The sequence below is a fragment of the Vagococcus salmoninarum genome (genome assembly GCF_003987495.1).
Taxonomy (GTDB): Bacteria; Bacillota; Bacilli; order Lactobacillales; family Vagococcaceae; genus Vagococcus_D; species Vagococcus_D salmoninarum.
Map to the genome: position 1 here is coordinate 80354 of NZ_NGJU01000016.1, position 11140 is coordinate 91493.

An 11140-nucleotide genomic window follows, 5' to 3' on the forward strand; every position below is an offset into this window, starting at 1 on the left:
TTATGGAAACAGAATATATTTTAGGCATTCCAGTGGATGTAGTGACTATTACTGAAATTATGAATGAATTACCTAGCTTATTAAAGTCATCCCGTAAATTAACTTTTACAAGCGTTAACCCGCAAATTGTTGTTCATGCCCATAAATACCCAGAAGTGATTGAATTTGTCAAAGCTTCTAGTCACCGCATTCCCGATGGTATCGGAATTGTTAAAGCTTCTCAAAAGCAAGGCGGGAAGATTAAAGAACGGGTAACTGGGATTGACTTGATGACTGAATTTTTAAGATATGCTAATGAGAATGAAAAGAGTGTTTTTTTATATGGTTCTAAGCCGGAAGTCTTGGAAAAAACACTAGTCACAATTAAAAATCAATACCCGAATATTAGTGAAATATCTGGTATCGATGGTTATACTAATTTATCAGAAACAGAAATTGTTTTTGAAATAAATAAGCGAAAACCAACTTTTGTTTTTGTGGCCTTAGGTTTTCCACGTCAAGAGCAATGGCTAGCTAGGAACTATCAAAATGTTGAAGCCCAAGTCTTTCAAGATGTGGGCGGCAGTTTTGATGTGTTAAGTGAAAGTGTCAAGCGAGCCCCTAATTTTTTCATTAAGGCGAATTTAGAATGGCTTTATCGCTCCCTTAGTACACCTAAGCGTTTAGTTAGAATGATTGATGTGCCGGTCTTTATGTATAAAACAAATAAATGGTTTAAAGAAAACCATTCAACAGAAAAAAGTAATGATTAAGTCCTTGATAAAGTGGCTTAATCGCAGATGCTTACTAGTAAGTGAATGGAAGAGGAGATCAGAAACGTGAATGATGTTAAATTAGTATTAAAAGAACAATTTGAAAATTTCGGAATCATCCGTCGGATATCAAAATATGAAGAAAAAGCGACTTACCAAAGTCACTATTTAGGTTTAGTTTGGCAGTTTTTAAATCCGGCTATTCAAGTGGGGATTTATTACTTGGTCTTTGGACTAGGTTTGCACCAAGGCAAGGAAGTCGATGGTGTGCCATTTATCATTTGGATGTTAATTGGGATCATTGCCTGGTTCTTTATTAATAGTTCAATTTTAGGTAGTTCAAATAGCATTTATAGCCAAGTCGGTCTAGTTTCTAAAATGAAGTTTCCAGTGAGTATCTTGCCCTCAGTTAACATTACGAGTAACTTTGTTAGCTACCGTGCTATGATGGGCTTATTACTAGTCTCAATGCTAATTGGTGGTGTTACACCGACGATTTATTGGCTACAATATTTTTATTATCTGTTTTGTATGATTGCCTTTCTCTTTGCTTTTGGGATTTTCAACTCAACGATTACAGTCTTAATTAGAGATTATCATATTATGTTACAGTCAATCATTAGATTGTTGTTCTACTTATCAGGCCCAATTTGGAATATTCAAGAGATGGCTCAGTTTAAAGGCAAAGATACAATTGTTAGATTGTTAGAGTTAAATCCAATTTACTATATTATTAATGGTTTTAGAGATTCATTCTTATCAAAAGGTTGGTTTTGGGAAAAAGGCACTCAGACATTATTTTTCTGGTTAGTGACGATCTTATTATTAACATTAGGCTCTCACTTACACATGAAGTTTAGAGCGAGATTCGTTGACTTTATTTAATGATAGGAGACACACATGCAAGCATTTTCAGTTGAACTAATAAAAAAAATGATTGGGTTAGTGTTTAAGGTAGTTGGCTATTTTACTTGCGAAAATCTAGTTTATTTTGAAAGTTTTCATGGCAAACAATTTAGTGATAATCCTAAAGCCGTTTATCAAGAAATGAAGAAAACCTATCCAAACTATCGTTTAGTGTGGGGCGTTTCAAAAGGTCACGAGGAAATCTTTATCAAAGAAAAAGTCGATTATGTTCGCAGATATAGCCTAAAGTGGTTATTAACAATGCCACGAGCAAAGGGCTGGGTAATCAATACTCGGACACCGATTTACATGGTTAAGAATAAAAGAACGACTTACGTTCAAACGTGGCACGGAACCCCCTTAAAAAAATTAGGCCTAGACATTTCAGAAGTAAAGATAGCAGGTTACGATACAGCCAGTTACCGTGAAGAGTTTATTAAAGAAGCCGCAGTCTGGGACTATTTAATTTCACCAAATTCTTATTGTACAGATATCTTGCCAAAAGCCTTTGGCTATCAAGGTGAAGTATTAGAAGTAGGTTACCCGCGCAATGATGAACTAGTCAAAAAACATGCTGACATCAAGAGAATTAATTATTTGAAAAGTGAATTAGGGATCCCTTTGAATAAGCAAGTCATTTTGTACGCACCAACGTGGCGTGAAACTAAGAAAACTGATTTAACTGAATTAACTTTAGATTTAGCTGAAATTGAAAAACAATTTAAAGGCGAAGTGGTCTTCCTTGTTAGAACCCACTATTTAGTATCAGAGACAATTGATTTTACTAGATTTGGTGAAACAATCATGAACGTTAGTAATTACCCTGATATGAAGGAGTTACTATTGATAACTGATTTATTGATAACAGATTATTCTTCAAGCTTGTTTGATTTTGCAATCACGAAGAGGCCGATGCTCTTTTATATGTATGATCGATTAGACTATGAAGAGAAGATACGTGGAGTCTATTTTGATGTGACAGAAGCTTTACCAGGAAAGATTGTCACTACAGAAATAAGTTTAATCAATCATTTACGACAATTTGTAAATGATGAAAATACTTTAATAAGTGATAATTATGAAGAGTTTTATCAACAGTTTTGTCACCAGGAAAAAGGCACTGCTAGTCAAGCAGTTATTCAGAAAATTATAAAAAAAGAGGAATGAAACTAATGAAAAAAGTTATAACTTATGGGACTTTTGATTTACTACATAAAGGCCATGTTAATATTTTAAAAAGAGCGAGAGCCTTAGGAGACCATTTGACTGTGGTGTTATCATCAGATGAATTTAACGCTATTAAAGGGAAAAAAGCTTACACCTCTTACAGTGACCGTAAGTATATCTTAGAGGCGATTAAATATGTTGATGAAGTCATTCCAGAAATGACTTGGGAACAAAAAGTTAGCGATGTTGTAGATAATCAAATTGATGTTTTTGTGATGGGTGACGACTGGGAAGGGAAATTTGACTTCTTAAAAGAGCACTGCGAAGTTCAGTACTTAGCTCGTACCGAAGGAGTTTCGACCACCAAAATAAAAGCAGATTTAAAAGAGCGTTTTGGTAATTGATACTTAAAAATAGGAGCGAATTATTATGGGAATCAAAAATATCATTTCAAGAGTGATTGGTCCAGTTTATAAACCATTCAGACATCAACCAGCCAAACAAGGGCTGATGTTTGCTCGTTATTCTGAAAAGTTATCAATAGAAAAATCCACAATTATGTATGAAAGTCGCGATGGGCAGTCTTTAACAGACTCTCCCTTAGCGATTTTTAAGTATTTATTGGAAAATGATCAGGAAAAGAAATATACACATATATGGAGTTATGTTGATTCAGTGGAATTAAAACAAATAATTAAGTTATATCAAGCTGAAAGCAATGTTATTTTTGTTCAACGTAACAGTCAGAATTATTTAAAATGGTTAGCCAAAGCAGAATATGTGATTAACAATGCTACGTTACAACCATTCTATATGAAAAAAACAGGACAAACCTACATTAATACTTGGCATGGTACGCCTTTAAAAACGATGGGCTACGATATGCCAGGTAATCCTAGTGGTGCCAAAAATGTTGTTCGTAATTTCTTTCAAAGTTCTTTTTTAATTAGCCCGAATCAACATACTTCTAAGATGTATTTAGACAGTTATCGTTTACGGGGGCTATACAAGGGGGAAGTTCTTGAAGGTGGTTACCCACGGATTGACAGTACTCTCAAGCCAGACAAACAGGGTACATTCAAATTATTAGGCCAGTTTCAGAAAGAGATTGACCAAACAAAGGAAATATTATTATATACGCCGACTTGGAAAGGACTTGATTTAACAAGTGCCCGGAATGATATGGCGCAAGTGACAGCTGAGATGGCTTATTTACGTAAAATCCATGGTGATAAGTATAATATATTAGTTAAAGTCCATCCATTTATTTATAAAGAAGCGGTGAAAGAGGTTGCTTTAAAACCTTATTTAATTCCTGACGTGATTGATACGAATGAATTGTTAGGAATAGTCGATGTGTTAATCACAGATTATTCCAGCATCTTCTTCGATTTCTTAGTAACAAACAAACCAATTTTATTTTACTGTTGGGATGCTGATTTATATGCCGAAGAACGAGGCAAGTATTTTAATGACGAGGAATTACCTGGGCCGATTAGTTATACAGTCGAAGAACTGGCAACTGCTTTAGGTGATTTACCAAGGATTGCTAAGGACTACGCTGATAATTACCAAAGGTGTCAAGAAGTATTTACCCCTTATGAAGATGGTAATGTGACTAAAAAGTATGTTGATTACATCTTTGAAAAAAAAGAACAACCAAAGTTAGTGATACATAAAGAAAACACTGATAAAAAGAAACTGTTGTTTTACCCAGGAGGCATGCGGAATAATGGCATCACTAGTAGTTTTATCAATTTAGTAAGTAACATCGATTTTACTAAGTATGAGGTAACTTGCTTGTTAGATGATCCACGTTTACTAGAACAAGTGAGGAATATCGAAGGCATTCCTAAAGAAGTCCACTTAATATTCAAATTTGGTAGCCCAAACTATACAATCAAAGAATCTTATTTGGATTTATATAGTCATGTAAAGGGCTTAAATCGTAAATTTAATCGTTTATTTCCAGAGAGAGCCTATCGCAGAGAAGTTACTCGTTTATTAGGAACACTAAGTTTTGATACAGTCATTGACTTCAGCGGTTATAGCTTATACGGGACTAAGTTACTCTTAAATGTTCCTGCAACTAAACGCATCTGCTTTATGCACAGCGACATGTTAGCTGATAGTGGTCGAACTGTCAACGGGAAAAAAATTCATTTAATCAATCTCAATGGCTTATTTTCGGTCTATGATAAATTTGATCAATTAGTTTCAGTGTCACAATCGACAAAAGAAGTTAACTTAGCTAAATTAAAGGACTACGCCCCTGCTGATAAATTTACAGTTGTTAGAAACACAATTAACCCTCAACGGATTCTAGCTGATAATAGCCAAAGGGAAAATGCTGAGACTAATCAATTAGTAACTAAAAAAATGATTTCACCCGGGAAATTAGTTGAAGCTAAGACAACGTATCTTATGTGGAATAAAAATCCTGGTGATCAAACAGCAATCAGCAAAGAGAGGCCTTTAAATCCTGCTGAAGAAGTCTTAGTGATTGGCCAAACAGAAATAGCTGGTAGGACGTATAACAAAGTCATGCAAGGGGATATTTATGTTGGTTGGCTCGATGCTAGGGAAATCACTTTATTAGCAGATCAAATAATCAGTCAGAGAACTGTTACTCTTATTGGGATGATTAATACGAATGGTGAAGACTTACTATATAGTGAACCAGTAGGACTAGTCGATAGTTATGTTGTATCACAAGCTAATTTTTTAAGAAATCGTTATGTGGAAATTAATGAAGTCATCGAAACTCATACAGGTAGTTATTTTAAAGTAGTCATTAATGAACAAGTCTTAGGTTGGTTACCAATGACCAAATTTAAAGCTTCTCATCGCTTAAATAATACTAAGGGGATGTTAGCCAAAGTTTCTCAACCGCTACTGAAAAAATTAATTTTCTCTCGTGATCGCAAAAAATATAGTTTAGAGTTGAGGCATTTAGAGTTACGAATTATTAAGACTGAAACGGTTAAAGCTTATGGTCGACTGACTAATGAGAAAGCAGTAGTATGGTCAACTCCTCACTGTAACAAAATCATTGGACCAGCTGTCACTGATTTTGCAGTTAGGCCAGGTCAAATAGTTAAAATTAGTGAGAAAAAAGTAACGATGACTGGAACTAGTTTGTTGATTACTAATGCCCTTAATCAAAGTGGCTGGATGACTGAGCTGGCGATTGAGTTGTTAGAGGCAGGCAAGATGGAGCTATTTGCTGAAACGAATCAGTCCTACATCGGAAGACTGCTAAGCAGTGAGGTAACTTTTTATCACGATTGGCAATTAGAAACTAAGAGTCCAGTGGCACTCTTACCTGAAACAGTTTTGACTGTTATCAAAGAGTGTGAAATGACAAATGGCCAAGTTGTTGCCCTTGTTGAGTTGCCGAACAAAGAGCAACTTTGGTTAGACCAAAGTTATCTTAAAGCAGATTTAAGTTTTGGGGCATTTAACGTCAAAGGTAACTATTATCCTTATCCGCAAACAACAGAACCAGTCTTCGTGACAATGGGACGTTTATCACCGGAAAAACAACAATTACTTTTAATCAGAGCGTTTCATGAGTTTTATCAAACGAATCAAAAAGGCAAGCTTTACATTATTGGTCAAGGTGAGGAATATCTGAAGTTAGCAAATGAAATTAAAAAATTGCACTTAGAAGAACAGGTTATTTTAACTGATCAGATTGCTAATCCCTTTAATTTTATGGCTAAATGTTCGATTTTCTGTCTGACATCGATTTACGAAGGTCAACCCATGGTTTTATTAGAAGCAATGACCTTAGGCTTACCGATTATTTCAACAGATATTCCAGCTTGTCGTTATGTCTTAGAAGGAGATCGTTACGGTCTATTAACTGAAACCAATGATATTGCTGGCATTGTTAAAAGCATGGAAGAGTTAGTTAGCAAGAAGCGAAGGTTTGCTAAGTTTGATTACGAAAAATACAATCAAGAAGCCCTTGGCGAATTTTACCAAGTTGTTTAAATTTTAAGATGACTTAAAGCCAGTGATTTCTGAAATCACTGGCTTTTTTATTAAGAAATGACTAAAAAGATTAAGAGATGACACTGAGTTCTAATTATTATGGTATAGTCAGTAAAGTAGTTTAGTAAGAAACTTTATGAGGTGATTTAAATGAAATGTATTTTGATAACAGGTGGAGCGGGTTTCATTGGCTCAACAATAGCAAATACTTTATGTGAAAATAATCAAGTAATTATCGTAGATGATTTATCGATGGGTAAATTAAGTAATTTAAAAAAATCAAAAAATATTACCTTTATCGAAGGTAGCGTAACTGATCCAGAATTAATGGAGTCACTAATTAGTCAAAATGATTTTAATTATATTTATCATTTTGCAGCAATTGCCAGTGTAGCCGATTCAGTGGCCAGACCTTTAGAAACCCATCAAGTCAATTTTGAGAGTGTCTTATCATTACTGGAAACTATCAAAAAACATAACAAAAAGCCAGAGCGACTGATATTTTCTTCTTCGGCAGCAGTTTACGGTGATGAAGAGACATTGCCAAAGGCTGAAGAATCAGTGATTAGACCATTAACACCTTACGCAATTGATAAATTTGCCGCTGAAAAGTATGTTTTAAGTTACAGTCAGCTATATGGGATTGCCACAAGTGCAGTTCGATTCTTCAACGTCTATGGACCGAATCAAAATCCTGAATCACCTTATTCCGGGGTCATTTCAATTTTGATTGACCGTTATGAGAAGCTGCTAAAAACCGATGAAAGTAGCTTTACAATTTTTGGTGATGGGGAACAAACAAGAGATTTTGTCTATATTGAAGATGTTGAGCAAGCCTTGAATTTAATTTGTCGTAAAGAAGAAGCAATCGGCCAAGTTTACAACGTAGCTACAGGTATTGAGACATCATTGGCTGGGCTAATAGAGATGATGGATCAAACTTTAGAAACAAAATTACCGCTAATCCATGAACCGGCTAGAAGTGGGGACATTCCTTCTTCTTATGCTGATATTTCTAAATTAGAAAGTTTAGGCTTTAAAAATAAGTACACGGTTAAAGAAGGTATTCAAAAGTATTTAGAGACGATTATGTAGTCATTATAGGAGGAAAATTAACGATGTCATTAGGAAAAAAAATATTTTTAAGTATTTTGTCGGTCATGTTAGTAATTGTGCTTGCTATAGTAGGCTATGGCGCTAAAGTTTACTTTGATATTAAAGGAACTGCAACCGGTATTCAAGAAGAAGTAGCAAGGCCGAAATCTTCCTTAAGAGATAAAAAAGTGGAACTAGGAAAAGGGGATGCTTTTTCAGTTTTACTACTAGGATTAGATACAGGTGATTTAGGCCGAGATGAACAAGGACGTTCGGATACAATGTTAGTAGCAACTGTTAATCCAAAAAGTAATAAAACGACGTTAGTCAGTCTTTCTCGTGACACATACACTGAAATTGTTGGTCAAGGAACTGTCGATAAATTAAACCACGCCTATGCGTTTGGTGGCGCGGAAATGGCAATTGCTTCAGTTGAAAACTTATTGCAAATTCCTATTGATCATTATGTAACAATCAACATGAAAGGCTTAAAGGAGTTAGTTGACGCAGTTGATGGCGTTAGTGTTGAAAATACATTAGAGTTTAGTCAAGACGGCTTTGACTTTCCTTTAGGGACTTTACGGTTAAATGGCGAAGCTGCCTTAGCCTTTTCAAGAATGCGAGATCAAGATCCGAAAGGTGACTACGGCCGTCAAGACCGTCAACGTAAAATCATTAACAGTATTGTAAAAAAATCAATTAGCTTGTCAACACTGACTGGCTATACTGATATTTTAAAAGCGATTGAGAATAATATGAAAACCGATTTATCTTGGGACAACATGTTAGATTTACAAAAGAGATATAAGGCAAGCTTTGATAACATGGAAATGGAAGCCTTAGTTGGGGACGGTGTCATGATTGATGGCGTCTCTTATCAACAAATTCCAGCAGAAGAGTTAAACCGTGTGCAGCAATTGTTGCAAGGCGAGTTAGCTAATTAAAAAAGAGAGGCAGTGACACTAGTCACTGCCTCTTTTTGAACGGGTTTTCTTGGAATCGGCGATTCTTTAAGAAAAACAGAAAGTGAATACTAGCTGATATTAGTATTTTTTAAAAGTAGTTCACAAAGGGGGGCTATTGAATTTGTTTATAAACAAGCTATAATAGAGTAGAGAAATTATTCAGAGGAGAGTTAGATGAAAAAAATAAAAATAATGACGGTGTTTGGTACACGACCAGAAGCAATCAAAATGGCACCACTCATTAAAGAAATTGAAAAACAACAGACTGATTTTGAAAGCATCGTAGTAGTTACAGCTCAGCATCGTGAAATGTTAGATCAAGTCTTAACTTTTTTTGAAATTGAACCAGATTATGATTTAAATATTATGAAAGCCGGTCAAACAATCGCTGGCATAACTAGTAGCATCTTATTAAAATTAGAAAGCATCATTAGTGACACACAACCGGATATTATTTTAGTTCATGGCGATACGACGACAACTTTCGCAACAAGTCTGTCAGCCTTTTATCAACAAGTTAAAATTGGGCATGTAGAAGCCGGGTTGAGAACATGGAATAAATACTCCCCCTTTCCAGAAGAAATGAATCGTCAGCTGACAGATGTGTTAAGTGATTTATATTTTGCGCCAACGGAAGAAACCAAAACTAATTTATTAAATGAAAAGATTCCCGCGGAAAAAATCTTTATGACTGGAAATACAGTGATTGATGCTCTGAATTATACGATTAAAGAAGACTATCAGCCGACGAATCTGAAAATGCAGTCACCAGAAAACAAGCTGATCCTCTTAACAATGCATCGAAGAGAAAATCAAGGTCAACCGATGGTGAATGTCTTTAAAGCTCTTAGAAGGGTGTTAGATGAGCGTCAGGACGTTGAAATCGTCTACCCAGTCCACTTGAGTCCAAAAGTTCAATCTTTAGCTAAGGAATATTTAGAGGGGCATGAGCGAATTCACTTAATCCCGCCCCTTGATCTAGTAGAATTTCATAATATGTTAAATCAAGCCTATTTTGTGATGAGTGATTCCGGGGGAATTCAAGAAGAAGCTCCCTCCTTAGAAAAACCAGTCCTAGTTTTAAGAGATACGACTGAGCGTCCAGAAGGCGTGGCGGCAGGGACGTTGAAATTAATTGGGACGGAAGAGGCTGAGGTCTATGATGAAATGTTAGTGTTATTGACGGATCAACAGATTTATCGAAAAATGGCTCAAGCTAAAAACCCCTACGGTGATGGCAGAGCTAGTCAACGAATTTTGGAAGCTATTAAAAGTTCCTTTAAGTCAGAATAGGATGAAAGGAGCAGCTGATGATTGATTTACATTGCCATATTTTACCTCAACTAGATGATGGACCAGATACTTTAATTGAGTCTTTAATGATGGCGGAAGAGGCGGCTGCTCAAGGCATCAGTCGGATATTATGTACCCCTCATCATAATATCGGCAAATATTGGAACCCTAAAAATAAAGTTATTATGGCTGTAGCAGAGTTCCAAAAGATTTTAGATGAAAATAAGATCCTAATCACTCTTTACGAAGGACAAGAGGTTAGGATCTCAGGTAATTTATATGACCAGGTTCAAAAAAATCAACTTTTATTTATTGATGAGGGGAATAAATATTTACTCATTGAGTTTCCAACAGAGACAATCCCAGTTTATACTAAAAAACTCTTTATGAATTTAATCAATCACGGTATTCGGCCGATTATTGTTCATCCAGAACGTAATGAGTATTTTGCTAACCATCTCGATCAGTTAGCTGATTTAACTGAAATAGGTGCCTTATCACAAATGACCGCCCCAAGTTATTTAGGGAATTTTGGAAGTCAAGTTAAATTAAATGCTCAAAAAATGATAGAATTAGGCTTGATCCAATTAATTGGTTCAGACGGACATTCAATTAATCAGCGCAAAGTTAGACTAGCTGAAGTTTATAGTGAATTAGCAAAAGATTATTCGCCAGATTTTGTTGAGGAGTTAAAAAATAACGCAGAAACCATTTTTGATGGTGGGGATATAAAAAGGAAGGTTCACTTAAAGGGGACTGAACCCTTAAAATGAGACAGTAATAAAAACACCTATGCGGTTGCTTGTTTTCGATAATCTATCGGAGATAAGTAACCGTATTTTTGTTGAATTCTCTTTTCATTATAATACTTGATGAAATTTTGTACAGTTTCGATTACACTAGTAGTAGAGCATCCAAGCTCTGACTGTATTGAGAACGTTTCAGACTTTAGAGTGGAATGAA

At 35.4% G+C, this 11140-nt stretch carries 10 protein-coding genes; 9 read left to right on the forward strand and 1 reads right to left on the reverse strand.

Annotated elements, in window-relative coordinates; translation table 11 throughout:
* Positions 1-2: 2 nt before the first annotated feature.
* The 9 genes from CBF35_RS10800 (at position 3) to CBF35_RS10840 (ending at position 10950) form a co-directional block, all read left to right on the forward strand.
* Entirely contained in the window at positions 3-752 is a 750-nt protein-coding gene (locus CBF35_RS10800; protein WP_126781023.1) for a WecB/TagA/CpsF family glycosyltransferase, read from the forward strand.
* 66 nt (positions 753-818) lie between these two features.
* Positions 819-1637, forward strand: a complete 819-nt coding sequence (locus tag CBF35_RS10805) for an ABC transporter permease (RefSeq protein WP_126781025.1) — start codon at positions 819-821, stop codon at positions 1635-1637.
* Positions 1638-1652: 15 nt separating this feature from the next.
* On the forward strand, positions 1653-2825 hold the full coding sequence (locus CBF35_RS10810; RefSeq protein ID WP_126781027.1) for a CDP-glycerol glycerophosphotransferase family protein: 1173 nt from the start codon (positions 1653-1655) through the stop codon (positions 2823-2825).
* Between the two features lie 5 nt (positions 2826-2830).
* Positions 2831-3229, forward strand: a complete 399-nt coding sequence (gene tagD, locus CBF35_RS10815) for a glycerol-3-phosphate cytidylyltransferase (RefSeq protein WP_126781029.1) — start codon at positions 2831-2833, stop codon at positions 3227-3229.
* Between the two features lie 25 nt (positions 3230-3254).
* Positions 3255-6824: a CDP-glycerol glycerophosphotransferase family protein gene (locus CBF35_RS10820; RefSeq protein ID WP_126781031.1), complete on the forward strand. Its 3570-nt coding sequence runs from the start codon at positions 3255-3257 to the stop codon at positions 6822-6824.
* Positions 6825-6974: 150 nt separating this feature from the next.
* The gene (locus tag CBF35_RS10825) at positions 6975-7919 is read left to right on the forward strand and encodes an NAD-dependent epimerase/dehydratase family protein (RefSeq protein WP_126781033.1); all 945 of its coding nucleotides are present in this window, start codon (positions 6975-6977) and stop codon (positions 7917-7919) included.
* 23 nt (positions 7920-7942) lie between these two features.
* Positions 7943-8863 (forward strand): LCP family glycopolymer transferase, encoded by a 921-nt coding sequence (locus CBF35_RS10830; RefSeq protein WP_126781035.1) that lies wholly within the window; start codon positions 7943-7945, stop codon positions 8861-8863.
* A gap of 195 nt (positions 8864-9058) precedes the next feature.
* Positions 9059-10177, forward strand: a complete 1119-nt coding sequence (gene wecB, locus CBF35_RS10835; RefSeq protein ID WP_126781037.1) for a non-hydrolyzing UDP-N-acetylglucosamine 2-epimerase — start codon at positions 9059-9061, stop codon at positions 10175-10177.
* Positions 10178-10194: 17 nt separating this feature from the next.
* Entirely contained in the window at positions 10195-10950 is a 756-nt protein-coding gene (locus tag CBF35_RS10840) for a tyrosine-protein phosphatase (RefSeq protein ID WP_126781039.1), read from the forward strand.
* Positions 10951-10967: 17 nt separating this feature from the next.
* Here the strand turns inward: CBF35_RS10840 and CBF35_RS15125 are convergent.
* On the reverse strand, positions 10968-11140 hold a 173-nt coding region (locus tag CBF35_RS15125; protein ID WP_148112177.1), incomplete at its 5' end, for an IS3 family transposase.